Genomic DNA, 20,398 nt, shown 5'->3' with positions numbered 1-20,398 from the left:
AATTTAAAAACCAGGATCCCAATCTACTTCGATAGTACGCGTAGTGAGATCGACTTTCTTGATAACCTGCCCATCGAGGAACGGAACCAACCGCTCCTTGATGCCAAATGCATCTTTCAGGTTTGCCTTGATGACGAGTACGTCATTAGACCCGGTTTCCATCATATCAATGACTTTACCGAGGCTATAGCCTTCCGTTGTCACTACCTGGCAGCCCATCAGGTCTTTCCAGTAGTAGTCACCCTCTTCCAGCTCCGGCAACTGCGATGAATCCACGATAATTTCGCAATTAGTCAGTAGATTCGCGGCATCACGATCGTCAACGCCTTTCAGCTTGATGATGATGTCCTGATTGTGGTGGCGCCAGCCTTCCAGCTCAACAACCTGCCACTGACCCGCCTTCTGGATTAACCAGGGCTGATAGTCAAAAATGCTTTCGGCGTCTTCGGTGGAGGAAAACACTCTGAGCCAACCACGGATACCGTAGGAAGAACCCATTTTCCCCAATACGATCGGATCAACAGGTGCTTGTGCGGTGTGTTGCTTGCTCATCATGACCACCGTGACAGATTAAGCTGCTTTGTTAGCGGCTTTGATCAGCGCGGCAACGCGATCGGAAACAGTAGCGCCCAGGCCAACCCAGTGAGCGATACGATCCAGATCCAGGCGAGTTTCTTCTTCCGCGCCGCTAGCGATCGGGTTGAAGAAACCAACGCGCTCGATGAAGCGACCGTTGCGTGCATTACGGCTGTCGGTGACAACAACCTGGTAGAACGGACGCTTTTTAGCGCCGTGACGTGCTAAACGAATAGTTACCATAACATCCTCTTGTGTGAATAAAACAACCGGGCCCCATCGAGGAACGGAGCCCGGTGTCATATTAAAAGCCCGAAAATTTTACTGATTTCTGTGCAAAAATCAATTCAAAACTATATACGCTAAATAATTCGAGTTGCAGGAAGGCGGCAAGTGAGTAAATCCCCGGGAGCGTACACAAGTACGTGACCGGGGTGAACGAACGCAGCCAACGCATCTGCGGCTTGAATTATGACGCGTATTAGCGGCCCGGGAAGCCTGGCGGCATCATCCCTTTCATCCCGCGCATCATCTTCATCATGCCGCCTTTCGACTTCATCTTCTTCATCATGCGCTGCATGTCGTCGAACTGCTTGAGCAGACGGTTCACATCCTGCACCTGCATCCCGCAGCCGGCGGCGATACGGCGCTTACGTGAACCTTTGATGATTTCCGGTTTGGCGCGCTCTTTCAGGGTCATCGAGTTGATGATGGCTTCCATACGCACCAGCACTTTGTCGTCCATCTGCGCTTTCACGTTGTCCGGGATCTGGCCCATACCCGGCAGCTTGCCCATCAGGCTGGCCATACCGCCCATGTTTTTCATCTGACGCAGCTGCTCAAGGAAGTCGGTGAGATCGAAACCGTCGCCTTTCTTCAGTTTGGAGGCCAGCTTCTCGGCCTGCGCGCGGTCAACTTTGCTCTCGATATCTTCGATCAGCGACAGCACGTCGCCCATGCCGAGGATACGGGAAGCGACGCGGTCCGGATGGAACGGTTCCAGCGCTTCGGTTTTCTCGCCGACGCCGAGGAATTTAATCGGCTTGCCGGTAATATGGCGAATCGACAGCGCCGCGCCGCCGCGGGCGTCGCCGTCCACTTTGGTCAGCACCACGCCGGTCAGCGGCAGCGCTTCGTTAAAGGCCTTCGCGGTATTCGCCGCATCCTGACCGGTCATCGCATCGACGACGAACAGGGTTTCAACCGGGTTAATGGCGGCGTGGACGTGCTTGATTTCGTCCATCATCGCTTCGTCAACGTGCAGACGACCGGCGGTATCCACCAGCAGCACGTCGTAGAATTTGAGTTTCGCTTCTTTCAGCGCCGCATTGACGATATCAACCGGCTTCTGACCGACGTCAGACGGGAAGAAATCGACGCCGACCTGCTCGGCCAGGGTTTCCAGCTGTTTAATCGCCGCCGGACGGTAAACGTCCGCGGAAACGACCAGCACTTTCTTCTTGTGCTTCTCGCGCAGGAATTTCCCCAGCTTACCGACGCTGGTGGTTTTACCGGCACCCTGCAGGCCCGCCATCAGCACCACGGCCGGCGGCTGCGCGGCCAGGTCGAGCGTCTGGTTCTCTTCGCCCATCGCCGCCACCAGCTCGTTGCGGACGATTTTGACGAACTCCTGACCCGGGGTCAGGCTTTTATTGACTTCATGGCCGACCGCGCTCTCTTTCACACGGCTGATGAAATCACGAACCACCGGAAGCGCAACGTCCGCTTCCAGCAGCGCCATGCGCACTTCGCGCAGGGTGTCTTTAATATTGTCTTCTGTAAGGCGTCCGCGGCCGCTAATGTTGCGCAGCGTACGCGACAAACGATCGGTTAAATTATCAAACATTGTCTCTCGCCTGAGGTGGAAACGGTCGGTCGCCGCAGCGACACACAAAACGAATGTGGCGGAGTATAACACGACATCAATCTGAATGTGCTGCAACGGTTGGAGCAGAGGCCTGCTGACGTTATACTGCTTCTCTTTCTTATTTAGCCAACAGCCGACACCTATGCCTGTTTTTGCTCTACTCGCCCTTGTCGCCTACTCCGTCAGCCTCGCGCTGATTATCCCCGGCTTGCTGCAAAAAAACAGCAGCTGGCGGCGAATGGCGATTTTATCTGCGACTATCGCGTTGATCTGCCATGCTTTTGCGCTGGAAGCACGGATATTCCCCGGCGGCGAGAGCGGGCAAAACCTCAGCTTACTGAACGTCGGGTCGCTGGTCAGCCTGATGATCTGTACGGTGATGACTATCGTGGCCTCGCGCAATCGCGGCTGGCTGCTGTTGCCTATCGTCTATGCCTTCGCGCTGATCAATCTGGCCTTCGCCACTTTCGTGCCTAACGAATATATCACCCACCTGGAAACCACCCCGGGGATGCTGGTGCATATCGGCCTGTCGCTCTTTTCGTACGCCACGCTGATCATCGCCGCGCTGTATGCGCTGCAGCTGGCGTGGATCGACTACCAGTTAAAGAATAAAAAGCTGGCCTTCAGCAGCGAAATGCCGCCGCTGATGAGCATCGAGCGCAAAATGTTCCACATCACTCAGGTCGGCGTGGTGCTACTGACCCTGACGCTGTGCAGCGGCCTGTTCTATATGCACAATCTGTTCAGCAGCGAAAACATTGATAAAGCGGTGCTGTCGATTATTGCGTGGTTCGTCTATATCGTTCTGCTGTGGGGCCACTATCATGAAGGGTGGCGCGGACGTCGCGTGGTCTGGTTCAGCGTCGCTGGCGCCGGTCTGCTGACGCTGGCCTATTTTGGTAGCCGCGTGCTGCAGCAGTTCGTGAGCTAAGTCTTTTAAGGAATCCTACGTGGAACATATCTCCACCACCACGCTGATCATAACGCTGATCGTCATGGTGATTATCTCTGCCTATTTCTCCGGCTCCGAAACCGGCATGATGACGCTGAACCGCTATCGGCTGCGTCATATGGCGAAACAAGGCAACCGCCCCGCCAAGCGCGTGGAGAAGCTGCTGCGCAAGCCGGACCGCCTGATTAGCCTCGTGCTCATCGGCAATAACCTCGTCAACATTCTCGCCTCGGCGCTGGGCACCATCGTCGGCATGCGCCTGTACGGCGACGCCGGCGTCGCGATCGCCACTGGCGTGCTCACCTTTGTGGTACTGGTATTTGCCGAGGTGCTGCCGAAGACCATCGCCGCGCTCTATCCGGAAAAGGTCGCCTACCCCAGCAGCTTCCTGCTGGCGCCCCTGCAGGTGCTGATGATGCCGCTGGTGTGGCTGCTGAATACCATCACCCGCATGCTGATGCGCATGATGGGCATTCGCACCGATACCGTCATCAGCAGCGCTTTGAGCAAAGATGAACTGCGCACGATTGTGAATGAATCCCGTTCACAAATCTCCCGGCGCAACCAGGATATGCTGCTGTCGGTCCTGGATCTGGAAAAAGTCAGCGTTAACGACATCATGGTGCCGCGCAATGAGATTGTCGGCATCGACATCAATGATGACTGGAAATCTATCGTCCGCCAGCTGACCCACTCGCCACATGGCCGCATCGTGCTCTACCGCGATTCACTGGACGATGCCATCAGCATGCTGCGCGTTCGCGAAGCCTACCGTCTGATGACGGAGAAGAAAGAATTCACAAAAGAGATCATGCTGCGGGCGGCAGATGAGATCTACTTTGTTCCGGAAGGGACGCCGCTCAGCACCCAGCTGGTGAAATTTCAGCGCAATAAAAAGAAAGTGGGTCTGGTGGTCGATGAATACGGCGATATTCAGGGGCTGGTCACCGTCGAAGATATTCTTGAAGAGATTGTCGGCGACTTCACCACCTCCATGTCACCCACCCTGGCGGAGGAAGTGACCCCGCTTAACGACGGCACGGTGATTATCGACGGCAGCGCCAACGTTCGCGAAATCAACAAAGCGTTTAACTGGCACCTGCCGGAAGATGAAGCGCGCACCGTCAACGGTATCATCCTCGAAGCGCTGGAAGAGATCCCGGTCCCGGGCACCCGCGTGCGCATTGAGCAGTACGATATAGATATCCTCGACGTGCAGGACAACATGATCAAACAGGTGAAAGTGATGCCGGTGAAATCATTACGCGAGAGCGTCGCGGAGTAGCGCGAGCGAAGGAATTAACATCACGGTGGGCTGCGGCCCGCCGTTTTTTTATCTCGCGCCGGGAGCGGTGGCATAAAAAAACGGCCGCCCGCGGGCAGCCGTTGAGCAATGCAGCAGACGTTATTTCGCTTTCGCTACCGTCACCATCGCGGCGCGAATAGTACGGCCGTTCAGGGTATAACCTTTCTGCATCACGGCCAGCACGTTGCCCGCCGCCACGTCTTCAGATTCGACCATCGCAATGGCCTGGTGGACGTTCGGATCCAGCGGAACGTTGGTGTCGGCGATCACTTCCACGCCGAACTTACGCACCACGTCCAGCATGGATTTCAGGGTCAGTTCGATCCCTTCCACCATCGGCGCCAGGTCCGGATTAGCCTTGTCGGCCACTTCCAGCGCGCGGTCCAGGCTGTCGATCACCGGCAGCAGTTCATTGACGAATTTTTCCAGCGCGAATTTGTGCGCTTTCTCGATATCCTGCTCGGTACGGCGACGCAGGTTATCTTCGTCGGCTTTGGCACGCAGCATCACTTCACGTTCACGTTTCTGCGCTTCAGCCAGCTGGGCTTCCAGATTCGCAATTTTTTCATCGCGCGGATCCACCTGCTCAGCCGAAACTTCAGGCTCTACTGCCTCAACGTCGTCGTGCTGCTCCGTGATAATTTCTTCCGGGGCTTGCCCCTCAGGCGTTTTCTGTTCTTTACTACTCATGAATTTCTCCGCGTTTTTTTCGCATTCATCTCGCTAACTTCGCTTATTATGGGGATCAGTTTCCGGGTTTCAAGGGAAGCGGACAGATTGTCACTATTTCATTTAACGCAAGGACATCCAGATCATGAAGAACCATTTCAAGTGTATCGGCATTGTGGGACATCCTCGTCACCCCACCGCCCTGACCACACATGAAATGCTCTGGCGCTGGCTGTGCAGCAAAGGGTATGAAGTGCTGGTTGAACAGCAGATCGCCCATGAACTTCAGCTCAGCAACGTGAAAACCGGCACGCTGGCGGAGATTGGCCAACAGGCCGACCTCGCGGTGGTGGTGGGCGGCGACGGCAATATGCTCGGCGCGGCGCGGACCCTGGCCCGTTACGACATTAACGTCATCGGCATTAACCGCGGCAACCTCGGCTTTCTCACCGACCTTGACCCGGACAACGCCCTGCAGCAGCTCGCCGACGTGCTGGAAGGCCACTACATCGCCGAGAAACGCTTTCTGCTGGAGGCCCAGGTGTGCCAGCAGGATTGCCAGAAACGCATCAGCACCGCCATCAACGAAGTAGTGCTGCACCCCGGCAAAGTGGCGCATATGATTGAGTTCGAAGTCTATATCGACGAAGTCTTTGCGTTCTCTCAGCGCTCTGATGGCCTGATAATCTCCACCCCGACCGGCTCCACCGCTTATTCATTGTCGGCCGGCGGCCCGATCCTCACGCCGTCGCTGGACGCTATCACCCTGGTGCCGATGTTCCCGCACACCCTTTCAGCGCGACCGCTGGTGATCAACGGCGACAGCACCATCCGCCTGCGCTTCTCTCATCGCTGCAGCGATCTGGAGATCAGCTGCGACAGCCAGATTGCCCTGCCGATTCAGGATGGCGAAGACGTTCTCATTCGCCGCTGTGATTATCACCTCAATCTGATTCACCCTAAAGATTACAGCTATTTCAATACATTAAGCACCAAGCTCGGCTGGTCGAAAAAATTGTTCTGATTTACATCGCTGCCTCTTTACTGGATAAAAAACCAGTCTATACTGTACGAAAACACAGTATTGGTTTTTCATACAGGAAGGCAGCTATGTTGGCGCAACTCACCATCAGTAATTTTGCTATCGTTCGTGAACTGGAAATTGATTTCCACAGCGGTATGACCGCCATCACCGGGGAAACCGGCGCCGGGAAATCCATTGCCATCGATGCGCTGGGGCTGTGCCTCGGCGGCAGAGCGGAAGCCGACATGGTGCGTCGCGGCGCCACCCGCGCCGACCTGTGCGCGCGCTTCGCGCTGAAAGATACCCCGGCCGCCCAGCGCTGGCTGGAAGAGAACCAGCTGGAGAGCGGGCGTGAGTGTTTACTTCGCCGGGTGATCAGCGCCGACGGCCGTTCGCGCGGCTTTATCAACGGCACCGCCGTCCCGCTCTCGCAGCTGCGCGAGCTGGGCCAGCTGCTGATCCAGATCCACGGCCAGCATGCGCACCAGCTGTTGACCAAACCCGAACACCAGAAAACGCTGCTCGACGGCTATACCGGTGAGTATGCGCTCACTCAGCGCATGGCCGAGCATTACCGCCAGTGGCACCAGAGTTGCCGCGAGCTGGCCCTGCACCAGCAGCAGAGCCAGGAGCGCGCCGCCCGCGCCGATCTGCTGCAGTACCAGCTTAAAGAGCTGAACGAATTTAACCCGCTGCCGGGAGAATTCGAGCAGATTGACGAAGAGTACAAGCGCCTGGCCAACAGCGGCCAGCTGCTCAGCACCTGCCAGCACGCCCTGACGGTACTGGCGGACGGTGAAGAGGCCAATCTGCAGAGCCTGCTTTATACCGCGAAGCAGCTGGTCAGCGAGCTGGTGGGTATGGACAGCAAGCTTTCCGGCGTGCTGGATATGCTGGAAGAGGCGGCCATTCAGCTCAGCGAGGCCAGCGACGAGCTGCGCCACTATCACGACCGTCTGGATCTCGATCCGAACCGTCTGTTCGAACTTGAGCAGCGGATTTCCCGGCAAATCGCGCTGGCGCGTAAACACCAGGTAATGCCGGAAGAGCTGCCGGCGGTTTATCAGGCGATGCTGGAAGAGCAGCGCCTGCTGGACGATAGCGCCGACTCGCTGGAATCCCTCAGCCAGCAGGTAGTCGAACATCATCAGCTGGCGCTGGAGACCGCGCGTCAGCTGCACGCCCTGCGCCAGGCCAGCGCCGACGAGCTGACCCAGCTTATCACCGAGAGTATGCACTCACTTTCGATGCCGCACGGGGTCTTCGCGATTGAGGTCGCTTTCGATGAACGCCATCTCACCGCCGACGGCGCCGATCATATTGAGTTCCGTGTCACCACTAACCCGGGTCAGCCGCTGCAGCCAATCGCGAAAGTGGCCTCCGGCGGCGAACTGTCGCGTATTGCGCTGGCGATTCAGGTGATCACCGCGCGTAAAATGGAAACCCCGGCGCTGATCTTCGACGAAGTGGACGTCGGCATCAGCGGCCCGACCGCCGCCGTGGTCGGCAAGCTGCTGCGCCAGCTGGGCGAGTCCACGCAGGTGATGTGCGTGACCCACCTGCCGCAGGTTGCGGGCTGCGGCCACCATCATTTCTTTGTCTGCAAAGAGACCGATGGCGAGATGACCGAAACCCATATGCAGCCGCTGGATAAGCGCGCTCGTCTGCAGGAGCTGGCTCGTCTGCTGGGCGGCAGCGAGGTCACGCGCAACACCCTGGCGAACGCGAAAGAGTTGCTTGCGGCGTAAACTTTTTGATTTTCACAGGGTCATAGTGAACAGCAAATTGCCTGCTGACCTGCAGCCGGAGGTTTCCATCGGCGCGAAGGTCTATTATTATCGGCATATTACAGATGAGCCACGTACTGCTCGGGCCCAAAAAGGAATCAAATCACTATGCGCTGTAAAACGCTGACTGCTGCCGCAGCGGTTCTTCTTATGTTGACCGCAGGCTGTTCCACTCTGGAACGAGTGGTTTACCGTCCTGACATCAACCAGGGTAACTATCTGGCACCTAACGATGTAGCAAAAATTCGTGTCGGTATGACGCAACAGCAGGTTGCTTATGCTCTCGGAACGCCAATGATGTCGGATCCGTTCGGCACCAACACCTGGTTCTATGTATTCCGTCAGGAGCCAGGCCACGAGAAAGTGACTCAGCAGACCCTGACCCTGACGTTCAACAGCGGCGGCGTGTTAACTAACATTGATAACAAGCCCGCGCTGACCAGTCAGTAAGGCCCGAAAAAGCAAAAAGCGCTCAATGAGCGCTTTTTTTATGGCTGATAGCCGGTCTGCTGCTGCGGGTTACTTCGCAGCGCTTTTCTCTGCCCGCTGGCGACGCAGCTCTTTCGGGTCTGCGATCAGCGGTCGATAGATTTCGACCCGGTCGCCGTCGTGAACTTCGTCATGCAGCTTAACCGGACGACTGTAGATCCCCAGCTTGTTCTTCGCCAGATCGATATCATCACGCAAGGCCAATAGCCCGCTGGCGATAATCGCCTGCTCGACCGTCGCTCCCTCATCCAGGGTGACTCGCTGCAAATACTGCTTTTCAGGCAGCGCGTAGGCGACTTCAACACGAATATTAGCTGGCACTGTAGACCTCTTTGGCGCGCGAAGTGAACGCCTGCACCATGTTGGCGGCCAGCTCTTTGAAGACCCGGCCAAAGGCCATCTCAATCAGCTTATTGGTAAACTCAAAATCGAGATGGAACTCGATTTTGCACGCCTCGGGGCTCAGCGGAATAAACTTCCAGCCGCCAATCAGCTTCTTGAACGGGCCATCCACCAGGCTCATCAAAATGCTCTGGTTGCTGGTCAGTGTATTCCGGGTCGTGAAGGTCTTACTGATGCCGGCTTTGGACACATCAACCGCCGCCGTCATTTGCGTCGGCCCGAATTCCAGCACGCGGCTACCGGTGCAGCCTGGCAGAAAATCAGGATAGGACTTCACATCGTTTACCAGTTGATACATCTGTTCCGCGCTGAAAGGCACCAGCGCAGTACGGCTAATCTGAGGCATAGCAGGTTCCACATTTAAACACAGTGCAAATAATATCATTTATCTGCTGCTAAAAAAAACGCTGTGCCGCAACTCGTGCTAAGATGCGCAGTACACCTCGCAGGATGCGATCGAGGTAACTGTGTATAAGACGATGACTTCAGGACATTATGACTAAGAAAAAAGCCCACAAACCTGGATCAGCCACCATTGCGCTGAATAAACGCGCCCGTCACGAATACTTTATCGAAGATGAATACGAGGCTGGTCTCGCCCTGCAGGGCTGGGAAGTCAAATCCCTGCGTGCAGGCAAAGCCAACATCGGCGATAGCTATGTCATCCTGAAGGATGGCGAAGCCTTCCTGTTCGGCGCCAACTTTACGCCCATGGCCGTGGCTTCCACCCACTATGTGTGCGACCCGACGCGCACTCGTAAGCTGCTGCTTAACCAGCGCGAACTCGACACGCTGTACGGCCGCATTAACCGCGAAGGTTATACCGTTGTCGCCCTGTCGCTGTACTGGAAGAACGCCTGGTGCAAAGTGAAAATCGGCGTCGCCAAAGGTAAGAAACAGCACGACAAGCGTACCGACCTGAAGGATCGTGAATGGGCGCTGGATAAGGCGCGGATTATGAAGCACGCCGGACGCTAACCCCCTCCCCTGAGGGCCAGCTCTCGCTGGCCCTTACGCTATATCCTTGTTGATGCTGCTTTTTCATCCACCCCGTTGAAAGAATCCTGCGTAATGGGGCTGGTAACGACATTCATAAATCTGTTATACTTGACCTACACATTGGGGCTGATTCTGGATTCGACGGGATTTGCGAAACCCAAGGTGCATGCCGAGGGGCGGTTGGCCTCGTAAAAAGCCGCAAAAAATAGTCGCAAACGACGAAAACTACGCTTTAGCAGCTTAATAACCTGCTCTGAGCCCTCTCTCCCTAGCTTCCGCTCTTAAGACGGGGATCAAAGAGAGGTCAAACCCAAAAGAGATCGCGTGGATGCCCTGCCTGGGGTTGAAGCGTTAAATCTAATCAGGCTAGTTTGTTAGTGGCGTGTCTGTCCGCAGCTGGCAAGCGAATGTAAAGACTGACTAAGCATGTAGTGCCGAGGATGTAGGAATTTCGGACGCGGGTTCAACTCCCGCCAGCTCCACCAAATAATGATCCGGATACGTCCGGTGAAGTACAGAAAGCCCGCATGGCACAAGCCCTGCGGGCTTTTTTGTATCTGTTGTTGTCCGAGAACATCCGGCTAAATCCAGTGATTATTGGTATACGTTTAGGTATACGGTAGGATGTATACCTAAAAGCGTATACCAATTCATGAAGGAGCGGCCACAGTGGCACGGACAACACGCCCCCTGACCAACACCGAAGTTCTGCGCGCTAAGGCGCTAGAGAAGGATCTAACGCTGCATGATGGCGACGGGCTTTTCCTGATAGTGAAAACCAGTGGCAAAAAACTCTGGCGTTTCCGTTATCAACGTCCGGCAACTAAACAGCGAACAATGATGGGGCTCGGTGCCTTCCCCGCCCTTTCGCTTGCTGATGCCCGAGGGTTGAGAGCGAATTACCTTGCCTTGTTAGCTAATGGTATCGACCCCCAAGTTCAGGCCGAAGTTGTTGAAGAACAGCAACAGATAGCTCTAGACAGTATTTTTTCGACTGTTGCGACAAACTGGTTCAAGCTCAAAAGCAAAAGCGTTACCCCTGATTACGCAAAAGACATTTGGCGTTCACTGGAGAAAGATGTATTCCCTGCCATTGGTGAGATCCCCGTTCAGCAAATCAAAGCCCGAACATTAGTTGAAGCGCTGGAACCAATCAAAGCTCGTGGGGCGCTTGAGACTGTACGTCGACTGGTGCAGCGCATTAACGAGATAATGATTTATGCCGTAAACACTGGTTTGATTGATGCCAATCCAGCATCAGGTGTTGGGATGGCCTTTGAGAAGCCCAAAAAACAAAACATGCCGACACTGCGGCCAGAAGAATTACCGAAGCTGATGCGTTCTTTAGTTATGTCAAATCTGTCTGTTTCGACTCGCTGCCTCATTGAATGGCAACTCCTGACACTTGTGCGCCCTTCTGAGGCCTCAGGTGCTCGATGGGCAGAGATCGATCTCGATGCAAAGCTCTGGACTATTCCAGCCCAGCGGATGAAGGCGAAGCGGGAGCATATAGTCCCTCTATCTCCTCAAGCATTAGAGGTTTTGGAGGTAATGAAGCCTATAAGCCTTCATCGGGAACATGTTTTTCCTAGCAGAAATGATCCAAAGCAGCCTATGAATAGTCAGACGGCTAACGCAGCTCTTAAAAGGATTGGGTTTGGCGGTAAACTTGTTGCTCATGGTTTGCGTTCAATAGCAAGTACTACTATGAATGAAGCAGGATTAAACTCTGACGTCATAGAAGCAGCGTTAGCTCACAGTGATAAAAATGAAGTTAGAAAGGCATATAATCGTTCGGTATACTTACCCCAACGTGTTGTATTGATGGATTGGTGGGGACTATACTGCCAGAACGAAAAGATAAACAATAAATTATTAAGGAAAATAGATGTCATCTCTTGATGCGTATTTTCGTGATGTTACTCATCACGAATTTGTTTTAGATACAGCACTTAGAACTCAAAAGCTAGATGATGTTGATAAAGACACTTGTAATTGTCCAATACCTGAACTGCTTGAGCTTGCACCTTTAATCATTGCTCAAAAAGATTTCTCATACGCATATTTATCCAATACCCTTGTTCTTACCCTACAAGATGCTGAGTATTATCCTCAGGGGAGTAGTAACCCAACACATCTGTGCCTCTTATTCAATGCAACAGATAGGAATGGCTCAACTACGGTGCTGAGGAATCCAAAACGACAAACAAGAAGAAAAATAGAACCAGATCATAAGGATGGAGAAGGCTATGAGTTCTCCTCTCACATATTGATTTCTCTTTCCGGCCAAAAAAGAACCTACAAGGCAGTAATAAGCCGCGCACCAAAAATATCAACAAATTTAATAGAATTGTTTTTTAACAAGATATTATTCCAGATTTCACGAGCTAACACAGAAAAATTCTCGATTAATGCCAAAACCAATGCCACTGACACATCTACAGGTAAAACTAAAAAAGTCTTATACAAACCTGTAGCCGAATTACGTGGGACATTAGACATAGAGTTATTCAATAAGATGAACAGTGGCGGCTTGTCGGAGGTAACACTGATAAGGTATGACACTGGAACAATCAATGTTCCTGATATGAATGGAGTTGTAATTCCAATTGAAAGTACCATGAAAATCAAGCCAGTAGAGCAATCTAAAAATGTAATAGCCTGGCTAAAAGATATTGGTGGACATTTCAATAAAAAGACAAATGGTAATTACAAAGATATCAGAGTTAAATATTATGATGACAATAGTAAAACGCGAACTGTAACAATGCACACCAATAATATAAAACTAGAGTCACTTGAAAAAACCTTTATCAAAAGAAGTGTAATTGATGGCTTCAGTTCGCGCCTAAGCAACTCATATGATAAGATAGACTCAGAAATTACAATTAAACTCCATAGTATTTTATGAGGTTACAATGTACATAATACACCAATTATTTAGACCTTTTGGATATCTAAGCATAAAAGGCGTCAATGGAAAGTTTATCTATGACTGGTTAATTCCATTGTTTTTATCTTTATTATCAATGGGTTACTTTTACGGCCTAACCACGCCATCCCTTTCTTTAAGTAATGATGGTTTTTTTAAAAATACCATATCATTCATTTCTATACTTCCGGGGTTTTACATCGCAGCATTAGCCGCCATCGCAACATTTAACAGGAAGCAAATAGATGACCCTTTAATTAGCGATAATGGCACTCCATACATTTATGTAAAAGGGGTAAAAGAGAATGGAAAACCATACCGAACAAAAGAAGACATGACACGCAGATTATTTCTTTGCATGTTATTTTCTTTTCTCACAGCAGAAAGCATAGTTCTTATTATGTTGCATACCTTTGCATCCCCTCTTATATCAGCAACAACAAACACTTATTGCTTAGCTATTTATTCATTTATTTTCCTATTAATTCTTTGGCAGTTGTTAGTGACCACTTTTTTTGGCCTTTACTACCTCGGAGATAGAATTCACCTCAACAACTGATTTTAAATTCTTTGAAGAATGGTGTGGGCGTTCCATCATTTGCGCCCACATAATTTCATGAATTATTACTTATCCCTACCTTCCCCAATTCGATATACAACCTCGTGGCACGAAGAATAAATTAACTTAATACTTGGCGCGCAATGATCTCCCCGTTCCGCCTGTCTGCTTCAAGCTATTACAGGACAGAATACATCAGTTGAATTCATGACAGGAACTGAGAGGCTTCTAAAATTACGCCCTTAACACCAAAAGTGCCTCATTTCCCTCATCCTTCTGGTGGTCTTTTCTTGCACTTCACCTGACCGCCTCAGAGGCTCACCACGCTCTCGAACAGCACCGCACCATCCACTGACACTACCGTGAACCCGCGCAGCGCAGGGACGCGCTCAGGCCGCGAAATTAAATATCATTAAATAAATACTTTACCGCTGGCGCGCAGTGCTTTCCCCGCCTCGCCTGCCCGCTTCGTGGGTCGGTTTTCATGCAGGTGCATGGGCAGGCTCAGGCCGTGCCGGGGCAGGGCTGCGAAGGGAGTGACGGGACGGGAAAGTGCATGCAAAACCATGCACCCTGTGGATGCATGGCTTAATTCGGGAAAAATAGCGGTATTTTCGGGGATTTTTTGCGGGGCTACCTGCCGGCCAGTTCCGCGCGCCGGCGTGCATAAATCAGGCTCTGTGCGGGGGTGTATTTTTCCTGATTATCCACCCGCGAAGCCGCGTCAGGCCTGAATCCGATGGCCGTTAAAATATCGCTGTCTTCTGCCGCATAATTAATTTCTTCACCGGTACTCAGCCACACGGACAGGGCTTCCCTCAGGTAATGCGCCGAACGGTCGAGCGCATGGCCGGTCAGGAGTGCGGGTTGCTGGCTGAGTCCCATCAGCTCCGGGGCAAGCGTGGCGGCCAGCTCTGTCCCGTGTGCCTGCATAAAGTCATTCAGCCGGTTGCGGATACTGATGCGCTGTACCGCTTCATGGGAGCGGATATAGCGCCCGGCGGCCTGATTTATCTCCCATTTTTTGACATCGATAATGTCGCGTAATTTCTGCATTCTGCCCGGTATACGGTCATCCCCGGCCAACACTTGTTCCCGGTATTCCTGCTCTGCGGCCGCCAGTTCGGCTTTACAGTTCAGCCAGGCGGTTTCGTTCTTCTGACAGGCCTCAAAAGCCTGCTGTAGAGTAAGGGTGGTCATGGTCAGTTCTCCCCTGATTAATGACGGTATGGCGAGCTGTAGCAGCCCTGAACTTTACGGGGTGCCGGGGGTGTGACCGGCTCCGCGACAGGCGGCGTTTTCTCCGCCGGGGGCCGGATAACCTCGTCGATGGCTTCAGTGGTGCGGAACGTCGCCGAGCACTCAATATTGGTGCACTGGTGATAGCGCTGTTTGACGTTCTCCGACAGATAGCGGGAGGTGCGGGCATGCGCCGACTTTTTGCAGAACGGACAGTGCATCATGGCAGCAGCCCCCGCGCTTTCAGGTCAGCCTCGCGTTGACGGATTTTCTCCTGCCAGACTTTTAGCTGGCCAGGTGTGCTGGCGGCGTCGTGGTCCATGTGCGGAAGCGCGACGGCCGGGAAGCCGGTCAGGGAGAGCACCGGCTCATCCGCTGGCGTGACGGAGAAGTCGCTCACTTTCCTGGTCAGGAAGGTCACCACCTGATGCATGACCTCTTTCTCCGGCTCGGTGTAGCCCTGATGGCCGATGGTGTTGGCGAGCGGGTTTGCCATCACATCCGCTTTCAGCACCATCGCCCGGACCAGTGGCCCGAGGGTGTCGTTCAGCGCCCGGTCGAGCTCTTCCTTCGCATATTCAGACAGTACGGCATGATGCGCCTGGCGGAATGCCCGCGCGGTGCTGTTGCAGGCGACTTTCAACTGGTCGCGTTCAAAGGCCAGCACTTCGGTCAGGTTGTCACATTCCTGCGCCAGCTCCCGGCGGGCCACGCGTTCGATATGGCCGCTTTTCAGCTCATCGGTCAGCATGGCACCCCCGGCACGGAAAGCAGCGCGCCAGGTGCGGGTATCGCTGCCGTTGTCCTGCTCCAGCGCCGCTTTCTGCTCCTCTGCGCGGGTGATGGCCGTCAGGGTGTCCTCCATCCGGCGGGCCTGTTCAAGATGGGCCGCTCTGGCGGCGGCCAGTCGCTCCAGCGCCGGTTTCAGGTAATCAGGGATAAAGGGGGTGTCGGTCATGGCAGGTTTCCTCGTGGTTTCAACATGAGGTGATTCTGCCGGGGCACACACAACAACACGACCTGTTGCGGTTGTGGCAGTACTGGCACAAACAGGACGTTAAAACCCGGCTTGCCAGAGAAAGGTCTCAGGAAAAGCATACTCACCGTTTGTTTTTTTACATATAACTGTTCACTACTGTTCACTTTAAATAAAAAGATAAGTAATACAGTAAGTTAAGTGGTGAACAGTTGAGGGTATAAGTGTTCACCGACTGTTCACTACTGTTCACCTTTCTGTTTTGACGAAGCCCTGCTCATTTAGTCTTTTTTGCGATTAAAAACCAATAATATATAAGTAAAAGTAATCAGGAATGGGCCACCAGTTTGCCAACGTTTACCAAAAGATGGCCAACGTTTGCCACTGTCTAAAAATCGTTCTGTTGTGTGGTGGGCCACTACAAAATGACTTGTTGCCCTCAGAGAAAATATTCACAAAATAGAGAGCTACCCGAGGCCGGACGGACACGACCGGCACTGTATGGACTTTATGAGGTAGCCCGATGCACACCGCTTTTTCTTCCCCGTCTTCTGCCCCTGCCGCGCCGCTGATGCCGGTCTCTGACGCCGTTCAGGAGCGTTTTATCCGCCTGCCCGAAGTGATGCACCTGTGCGGGCTGTCCCGCTCCACGATTTACGACCTCATCAGCCGCGAGGCTTTCCCGAAACAAATCTCCCTCGGCGGGAAAAACGTGGCGTGGGCGCAGTCGGAAATCACCGGGTGGATGGCCGACCGTATCGCCGAACGCAACCGGGGCTATGACGCATGATGATGCCCGTTCCGCAAAAAGCCCCTTTTTCTGGCTTGCTTCCCTTCGTCGTTTCCAGGTATAGTTTTCTCGCTGTCGCAAAATCGGCAGCCGGGCGTAGGAACCCGTGTAATTCACAGGCGACAACAGACGCGCCATGCGTCTTTTTTTACGTCGTAGCTCAGGCACACCCATTTTTCGGGCTGTGGTGTTTATGCGCACACCGCAGCTCCGGCAAGATAATGGTGGTCCGGGCGGGGCAGCTTTCGGGCTGGCCGGTATTCTGTGGAGCCGGTATTCCTACCCCCGTCCGGGTCACCACCCATGAGCGTAGGAACTCCGGTGGTGGCAATAACCGCTATTCACAGGAGGTTGCCGCTATGGCTACGACCCTCACCCCGTCACACCCGCAGTTTGTCTTTGTATTTGCCGCCGTTCGTCGCGCAGACCGTCAGCTCCGCATCTGTATGCTCCGCGCCGTCGCCGGGGATGAACACGCCGCACGCCTTTCCCTCGTTCGCGATTACGTCCTCTCGTTTGCCGGGCGTCTGCCGGTGGCGGAGGTGCACGCATGAAACATACCACCCTCAGCATTAAAGAACTCGAATGCCTTGAGCACCTGCGCAACGTCGGCCACTTTGTCAGCGCGATGATGCAGGAGCAGGACTGCACTACCATTCGCCGCGACCCGGCGCAACAGTCGCAGCTTACCTCCGTGATTTACCTGATGACCGCCCAGCTCGACGGCGTGGTCGAGCGCTGCAACCAGCGCTGGCTGACCGGGGAGGGTAACGTATGAAAACGCCTCTGCCGCCCGTATTGCGTGCCGCCCTGTATCGCCGCGCTGTCGCCTGTGCCTGGCTGACCCTGTGCGAACGTCAGCACCGCTATCCCCACCTCACCCTCGACGCGCTGGAAAGTGCCATCGCCGCCGAGCTGGAGGGCTTCTACCTGCGCCAGCACGGCGAGGAAAAAGGCCGTCTGATTGCCTGTGCGCTGCTGGAAGATTTGATGCAGGCCGGGCCGCTGAAAGCCGCCCCGTCGCTGTCCTTCCTCGGGCTCGCCGTGATGGATGAGCTCTGCGCCCGCCATATCACATCGCCTGTACTGCACTGAGGGAGAAAACCATGAAAATGAACGTAACGGACACCGTAAAACAGGCGTGCGGCCACTGGCCGCGCATTCTCCCGGCGCTGGGAATGAAAGTGATAAAAAACCGCCATCAGGCCTGCCCGGTGTGCGGCGGGGCTGACCGGTTCCGCTTTGACGATAAAGAGGGGCGCGGCACATGGTTCTGTAACCAGTGCGGCGCCGGTGACGGCCTGAAACTGGTTGAGAAGGTGTTCGGCATATCGGCATCCGAGGCTGCCGGGAAGGTGAACGCCGTCACCGGCAATCTGCCGCCGGTGGCCCCGGAGGTGATGGCGGTCGCAGACGCCGGAACGGAGGCCGACCGCAAAGCGGCGGCCGCGCTGGCCGTAAAACTCATGGAGAAAACCCGCCCGGCCACCGGCAACGCCTACCTGACCCGCAAGGGCTTTGCCGGTCGTGAGTGTCTGACGCTGACCACGTCGCACAAAACCGGCGGCGTGGCCTACCGCGCCGGTGATGTGGTGGTGCCGCTGTATGACGAGTCCGGCACGCTGGTTAACCTCCAGCTTATTAATGCTGAGGGGCACAAGCGCACCCTGAAAGGCGGCGCGGTAAAAGGAGCGAGCCACACTATCGAAGGGAAAAAACAGGCCGGGAAACGCCTGTGGATAGCGGAGGGCTATGCGACGGCCCTTACCGTGCATCACCTGACCGGCGAAACCGTTATGGTGGCGCTGTCGTCCGTGAACCTTCTTTCTCTGGCGAGCCTGGCCCATCAGAAACACCCGGCCTGTCAGATTATCCTCGCCGCCGACCGTGACCTGAACGGCACCGGCCAGACTAAAGCCGCTGCAGCCGCAGCAGCCTGTGAGGGCGTTGTCGCCCTGCCGCCGGTGTTCGGTGACTGGAATGATGCGATGATGCTGAAGGGGGAGGACGCCACACGGAAAGCCATTTATGCCACCATCCGGCCAGCGGCACAAAGCCCCTTCGACACCATGAGCGAGGCGGAATTTACCGCCATGAGCGCCAGCGATAAGGCAATGCGGGTGCATGAGCATTACGGCGAAGCGCTGGCCGTCGATGCGAACGGCCAGCTCCTGTCCCGCTATGAAAACGGCATCTGGAAGGTGATAACGCCGTCTGATTTTGCCCGCGATGTGGCCGGACTGTTTCAGCGCCTGCGCGCCCCGTTCTCGTCGGGGAGAATTGCCTCGGTGGTGGATACCCTGAAACTGATTATTCCGCAGCAGGAGGCACCGGCACGCCGTCTGATTGGTTTTCGCAACGGGGTACTCGATACCCAAAGCGGCCTGTTCAGCCCGCACAGCAAATCGCACTGGCTGCGCACCCTGTGCGACGTGGATTTTACCCCGCCGGTGGAGGGCGAAACGCTGGAGACCCATGCGCCGAACTTCTGGCGCTGGCTCGACCGGGCGGCCAGTGGCAACCCGACAAAACGTAACGTGATTCTGGCCGCGCTGTTTATGGTGCTGGCGAACCGCTACGACTGGCAGCTCTTTCTCGAAGTCACCGGCCCCGGCGGCAGCGGGAAAAGTATTCTCGCCGAAATCGCCACGATGCTGGCCGGAGAGGATAACGCTACGTCAGCCGATATCGACACGCTGGAAGACCCGCGCAAGCGCGCCTCCCTGATAGGCTTCTCACTTATTCGTCTGCCAGACCAGGAGAAATGGAGCGGTGACGGTGCCGGACTTAAGGCCATTACCGGCGGCGATGCGGTCTCCGTTGACCCGAAATACCAGAATCCCTACTCGACGCACATTCCGGCGGTCATTCTGGCCGTGAATAATAACCCGATGCGCTTCACCGACCGCAGCGGCGGCGTGTCACGTCGCCGGGTAATCATCCACTTCCCGGAGCAGATAGCCCCGGAGGAGCGCGACCCGCAGCTCAGGGATAAAATCGCCCGCGAGCTGGCCGTGATTGTCCGCCAGTTAATGCAGCAGTTCAGCGACCCGATGAGCGCCCGCGCCCTGCTACAGTCGCAGCAGAACTCCGACGAGGCGCTGAGCATCAAACGAGACGCTGACCCGACGTTTGATTTTTGCGGCTATCTGGAGGCGCTGCCGGAGCCGGACGGGATGTATATGGGGAACGCGAACATTATCCCGCGCCAGCCGCGCCTGTATCTGTATCACGCCTATCTGGTCTACATGGAGGCCCACGGCTACAGGAACGCGCTCAGTCTGACCATGTTCGGCAAGGGACTCTCAACCATGCTGAAAGAGTACGGACTGAATTACGAGAAGCGCCGCACAAATCAGGGGATGCAGACCAATCTCGCCCTCAGGGAGGAAAGCAACGCCGACTGGCTGCCGAAGTGCGATGAACCCACCGCAACATAACCTACCCGGACCGGCATTGCCGGTCTTTTTTTGCCTGCTCACCGGCCAGAGTGAACAGTAAAGTGTTCACTGTTCACTGAGTGTTCACCAGATAACATAATGAAATTAAACAATAAAAACACCAAGTGAACAGTGTGAACAGTTTTCCCAGAAAAAACTTTTCACCCTCAAATGTTATCAGACTGCTCAGCTCCAAAGCGGTAATTCGATCATTTTTCTTCTGTACTCACCGAAGAATGAAATCAAAAATTTGAGACGTGTCTAAACATAGCAATAACTAATTTGCCTTCCTAGCTACAAGCTCATACACTATTAGTGCGAACTAGACATAACTATTGTATGTCTTCTATAGTTAAGTAAAAAACTCCGAAACTAAAATATAATTCGA

At 54.3% G+C, this 20,398-nt stretch carries 23 protein-coding genes, 1 other RNA gene and 1 pseudogene; 16 read left to right on the top strand and 9 right to left on the bottom strand.

What is annotated here, in order from left to right:
* Positions 1-3 precede the first annotated feature (3 nt).
* The 3 genes from rimM to ffh form a co-directional block, all read right to left on the bottom strand.
* Positions 4-552 (bottom strand): ribosome maturation factor RimM, encoded by a 549-nt coding sequence (rimM, locus tag HMPREF3096_RS26175; protein ID WP_008806093.1) that lies wholly within the window; start codon positions 550-552, stop codon positions 4-6.
* 18 nt (positions 553-570) lie between these two features.
* A complete protein-coding gene (gene rpsP / locus HMPREF3096_RS26170) occupies positions 571-819 on the bottom strand; it encodes a 30S ribosomal protein S16 (protein WP_012540839.1) in 249 nt (82 codons plus the stop codon).
* Positions 820-1,057: 238 nt separating this feature from the next.
* Positions 1,058-2,422, bottom strand: coding sequence for a signal recognition particle protein (gene ffh / locus HMPREF3096_RS26165; protein ID WP_002914152.1), 1,365 nt, complete (start codon positions 2,420-2,422; stop codon positions 1,058-1,060).
* A gap of 163 nt (positions 2,423-2,585) precedes the next feature.
* Here ffh and HMPREF3096_RS26160 point away from each other — a divergent pair, with 163 nt between their 5' ends.
* The gene (locus HMPREF3096_RS26160) at positions 2,586-3,377 is read left to right on the top strand and encodes a cytochrome C assembly family protein (RefSeq protein ID WP_002914153.1); all 792 of its coding nucleotides are present in this window, start codon (positions 2,586-2,588) and stop codon (positions 3,375-3,377) included.
* A 19-nt stretch (positions 3,378-3,396) separates the two neighbouring features.
* Positions 3,397-4,683, top strand: a complete 1,287-nt coding sequence (locus HMPREF3096_RS26155) for an HlyC/CorC family transporter (RefSeq protein WP_012540838.1) — start codon at positions 3,397-3,399, stop codon at positions 4,681-4,683.
* Positions 4,684-4,803: 120 nt separating this feature from the next.
* Here HMPREF3096_RS26155 and grpE read toward each other — a convergent pair whose 3' ends face one another.
* Positions 4,804-5,394, bottom strand: a complete 591-nt coding sequence (grpE, locus tag HMPREF3096_RS26150) for a nucleotide exchange factor GrpE (RefSeq protein ID WP_008806096.1) — start codon at positions 5,392-5,394, stop codon at positions 4,804-4,806.
* 124 nt (positions 5,395-5,518) lie between these two features.
* On the opposite strand from grpE, the gene nadK reads away from it, so the two are divergent.
* The 3 genes from nadK to bamE all read left to right on the top strand — a co-directional run bounded on the left by nadK (position 5,519) and on the right by bamE (position 8,634).
* On the top strand, positions 5,519-6,397 hold the full coding sequence (nadK, locus tag HMPREF3096_RS26145) for an NAD(+) kinase (RefSeq protein ID WP_002914158.1): 879 nt from the start codon (positions 5,519-5,521) through the stop codon (positions 6,395-6,397).
* A gap of 86 nt (positions 6,398-6,483) precedes the next feature.
* Positions 6,484-8,145, top strand: a complete 1,662-nt coding sequence (gene recN, locus HMPREF3096_RS26140; protein ID WP_032731107.1) for a DNA repair protein RecN — start codon at positions 6,484-6,486, stop codon at positions 8,143-8,145.
* Positions 8,146-8,292: 147 nt separating this feature from the next.
* Complete coding sequence (gene bamE, locus HMPREF3096_RS26135) at positions 8,293-8,634, top strand: outer membrane protein assembly factor BamE (protein WP_008806098.1); 342 nt, start codon at positions 8,293-8,295, stop codon at positions 8,632-8,634.
* Positions 8,635-8,703: 69 nt separating this feature from the next.
* On the opposite strand, the gene HMPREF3096_RS26130 is transcribed toward bamE, so the two are convergent.
* Positions 8,704-8,994 carry an RnfH family protein gene (locus tag HMPREF3096_RS26130; protein WP_004145682.1) on the bottom strand — a complete coding sequence of 97 codons (291 nt, stop codon included), beginning with the start codon at positions 8,992-8,994 and terminating at the stop codon, positions 8,704-8,706.
* Complete coding sequence (locus HMPREF3096_RS26125; RefSeq protein ID WP_008806099.1) at positions 8,984-9,421, bottom strand: type II toxin-antitoxin system RatA family toxin; 438 nt, start codon at positions 9,419-9,421, stop codon at positions 8,984-8,986. The genes HMPREF3096_RS26130 and HMPREF3096_RS26125 overlap by 11 nt, the downstream gene beginning before the upstream one ends.
* 149 nt (positions 9,422-9,570) lie before the next feature.
* Here HMPREF3096_RS26125 and smpB point away from each other — a divergent pair, with 149 nt between their 5' ends.
* The 5 genes from smpB (at position 9,571) to HMPREF3096_RS30010 (ending at position 13,565) form a co-directional block, all read left to right on the top strand.
* A complete protein-coding gene (gene smpB, locus HMPREF3096_RS26120; RefSeq protein WP_002914164.1) occupies positions 9,571-10,053 on the top strand; it encodes an SsrA-binding protein SmpB in 483 nt (160 codons plus the stop codon).
* Between the two features lie 143 nt (positions 10,054-10,196).
* Positions 10,197-10,559, top strand: a transfer-messenger RNA (tmRNA) gene (gene ssrA / locus HMPREF3096_RS26115).
* 184 nt (positions 10,560-10,743) lie between these two features.
* The gene (locus HMPREF3096_RS26110) at positions 10,744-11,976 is read left to right on the top strand and encodes an integrase domain-containing protein (protein WP_032417507.1); all 1,233 of its coding nucleotides are present in this window, start codon (positions 10,744-10,746) and stop codon (positions 11,974-11,976) included.
* Complete coding sequence (locus tag HMPREF3096_RS26105; protein ID WP_032417508.1) at positions 11,963-12,985, top strand: hypothetical protein; 1,023 nt, start codon at positions 11,963-11,965, stop codon at positions 12,983-12,985. The genes HMPREF3096_RS26110 and HMPREF3096_RS26105 overlap by 14 nt, the downstream gene beginning before the upstream one ends.
* 7 nt (positions 12,986-12,992) lie before the next feature.
* A complete protein-coding gene (locus HMPREF3096_RS30010) occupies positions 12,993-13,565 on the top strand; it encodes a hypothetical protein (RefSeq protein WP_072032620.1) in 573 nt (190 codons plus the stop codon).
* A gap of 633 nt (positions 13,566-14,198) precedes the next feature.
* Here HMPREF3096_RS30010 and HMPREF3096_RS26100 read toward each other — a convergent pair.
* From HMPREF3096_RS26100 to HMPREF3096_RS26090, 3 genes are read right to left on the bottom strand one after another with little or no spacing between them, the layout of a single operon-like run.
* Entirely contained in the window at positions 14,199-14,765 is a 567-nt protein-coding gene (locus HMPREF3096_RS26100) for a phage polarity suppression protein (protein ID WP_032417510.1), read from the bottom strand.
* A gap of 17 nt (positions 14,766-14,782) precedes the next feature.
* Entirely contained in the window at positions 14,783-15,028 is a 246-nt protein-coding gene (locus HMPREF3096_RS26095) for an ogr/Delta-like zinc finger family protein (RefSeq protein ID WP_004136116.1), read from the bottom strand.
* Positions 15,025-15,762 (bottom strand): glycoprotein 3, encoded by a 738-nt coding sequence (locus tag HMPREF3096_RS26090; protein ID WP_065242373.1) that lies wholly within the window; start codon positions 15,760-15,762, stop codon positions 15,025-15,027. Before HMPREF3096_RS26090 ends, HMPREF3096_RS26095 begins: the two co-directional genes overlap by 4 nt.
* Before the next feature lie 541 nt (positions 15,763-16,303).
* Here HMPREF3096_RS26090 and HMPREF3096_RS26085 point away from each other — a divergent pair.
* From HMPREF3096_RS26085 to HMPREF3096_RS26065, 6 genes and pseudogenes are all read left to right on the top strand, one after another.
* Complete coding sequence (locus HMPREF3096_RS26085; protein WP_004132554.1) at positions 16,304-16,570, top strand: helix-turn-helix transcriptional regulator; 267 nt, start codon at positions 16,304-16,306, stop codon at positions 16,568-16,570.
* A pseudogene (locus HMPREF3096_RS31735) lies at positions 16,567-16,905 on the top strand (ash family protein); the annotation flags it as partial. The gene HMPREF3096_RS26085 and the pseudogene HMPREF3096_RS31735, both read left to right, overlap by 4 nt.
* 24 nt (positions 16,906-16,929) lie before the next feature.
* Complete coding sequence (locus HMPREF3096_RS31730; RefSeq protein ID WP_032417704.1) at positions 16,930-17,124, top strand: host cell division inhibitor Icd-like protein; 195 nt, start codon at positions 16,930-16,932, stop codon at positions 17,122-17,124.
* On the top strand, positions 17,121-17,348 hold the full coding sequence (locus HMPREF3096_RS26075) for a hypothetical protein (protein WP_032417514.1): 228 nt from the start codon (positions 17,121-17,123) through the stop codon (positions 17,346-17,348). The genes HMPREF3096_RS31730 and HMPREF3096_RS26075 overlap by 4 nt, the downstream gene beginning before the upstream one ends.
* Complete coding sequence (locus HMPREF3096_RS26070) at positions 17,345-17,665, top strand: DUF5375 domain-containing protein (protein WP_004185276.1); 321 nt, start codon at positions 17,345-17,347, stop codon at positions 17,663-17,665. Before HMPREF3096_RS26075 ends, HMPREF3096_RS26070 begins: the two co-directional genes overlap by 4 nt.
* Positions 17,666-17,676: 11 nt before the next feature.
* Entirely contained in the window at positions 17,677-20,010 is a 2,334-nt protein-coding gene (locus HMPREF3096_RS26065; RefSeq protein ID WP_032417515.1) for a primase-helicase zinc-binding domain-containing protein, read from the top strand.
* The last annotated feature ends 388 nt before the right edge of the window (positions 20,011-20,398 follow it).

The organism is Klebsiella sp. HMSC25G12 (assembly GCF_001807705.1).
Classification (GTDB): domain Bacteria; phylum Pseudomonadota; class Gammaproteobacteria; order Enterobacterales; family Enterobacteriaceae; genus Klebsiella; species Klebsiella variicola.
The sequence above is the reverse complement of the archived record's forward strand: the minus strand, read 5'-3'. Positions and strand labels throughout refer to the sequence as shown.

What these genes read in the sequence shown, in the direction of transcription:
- rimM (WP_008806093.1), bottom strand. Translation starts at nt 552, where the DNA reads ATGAGCAAGCAACACACCGCACAAGCACCTGTTGATCCGATCGTATTG.
- rpsP (WP_012540839.1), bottom strand. Translation starts at nt 819, where the DNA reads ATGGTAACTATTCGTTTAGCACGTCACGGCGCTAAAAAGCGTCCGTTC.
- ffh (WP_002914152.1), bottom strand. Translation starts at nt 2,422, where the DNA reads ATGTTTGATAATTTAACCGATCGTTTGTCGCGTACGCTGCGCAACATT.
- HMPREF3096_RS26160 (WP_002914153.1), top strand. Translation starts at nt 2,586, where the DNA reads ATGCCTGTTTTTGCTCTACTCGCCCTTGTCGCCTACTCCGTCAGCCTC.
- grpE (WP_008806096.1), bottom strand. Translation starts at nt 5,394, where the DNA reads ATGAGTAGTAAAGAACAGAAAACGCCTGAGGGGCAAGCCCCGGAAGAA.
- nadK (WP_002914158.1), top strand. Translation starts at nt 5,519, where the DNA reads ATGAAGAACCATTTCAAGTGTATCGGCATTGTGGGACATCCTCGTCAC.
- recN (WP_032731107.1), top strand. Translation starts at nt 6,484, where the DNA reads ATGTTGGCGCAACTCACCATCAGTAATTTTGCTATCGTTCGTGAACTG.
- bamE (WP_008806098.1), top strand. Translation starts at nt 8,293, where the DNA reads ATGCGCTGTAAAACGCTGACTGCTGCCGCAGCGGTTCTTCTTATGTTG.
- HMPREF3096_RS26125 (WP_008806099.1), bottom strand. Translation starts at nt 9,421, where the DNA reads ATGCCTCAGATTAGCCGTACTGCGCTGGTGCCTTTCAGCGCGGAACAG.
- smpB (WP_002914164.1), top strand. Translation starts at nt 9,571, where the DNA reads ATGACTAAGAAAAAAGCCCACAAACCTGGATCAGCCACCATTGCGCTG.
- HMPREF3096_RS26105 (WP_032417508.1), top strand. Translation starts at nt 11,963, where the DNA reads ATGTCATCTCTTGATGCGTATTTTCGTGATGTTACTCATCACGAATTT.
- HMPREF3096_RS30010 (WP_072032620.1), top strand. Translation starts at nt 12,993, where the DNA reads ATGTACATAATACACCAATTATTTAGACCTTTTGGATATCTAAGCATA.
- HMPREF3096_RS26100 (WP_032417510.1), bottom strand. Translation starts at nt 14,765, where the DNA reads ATGACCACCCTTACTCTACAGCAGGCTTTTGAGGCCTGTCAGAAGAAC.
- HMPREF3096_RS26095 (WP_004136116.1), bottom strand. Translation starts at nt 15,028, where the DNA reads ATGATGCACTGTCCGTTCTGCAAAAAGTCGGCGCATGCCCGCACCTCC.
- HMPREF3096_RS26090 (WP_065242373.1), bottom strand. Translation starts at nt 15,762, where the DNA reads ATGACCGACACCCCCTTTATCCCTGATTACCTGAAACCGGCGCTGGAG.
- HMPREF3096_RS26085 (WP_004132554.1), top strand. Translation starts at nt 16,304, where the DNA reads ATGCACACCGCTTTTTCTTCCCCGTCTTCTGCCCCTGCCGCGCCGCTG.
- HMPREF3096_RS31730 (WP_032417704.1), top strand. Translation starts at nt 16,930, where the DNA reads ATGGCTACGACCCTCACCCCGTCACACCCGCAGTTTGTCTTTGTATTT.
- HMPREF3096_RS26075 (WP_032417514.1), top strand. Translation starts at nt 17,121, where the DNA reads ATGAAACATACCACCCTCAGCATTAAAGAACTCGAATGCCTTGAGCAC.
- HMPREF3096_RS26070 (WP_004185276.1), top strand. Translation starts at nt 17,345, where the DNA reads ATGAAAACGCCTCTGCCGCCCGTATTGCGTGCCGCCCTGTATCGCCGC.
- HMPREF3096_RS26065 (WP_032417515.1), top strand. Translation starts at nt 17,677, where the DNA reads ATGAAAATGAACGTAACGGACACCGTAAAACAGGCGTGCGGCCACTGG.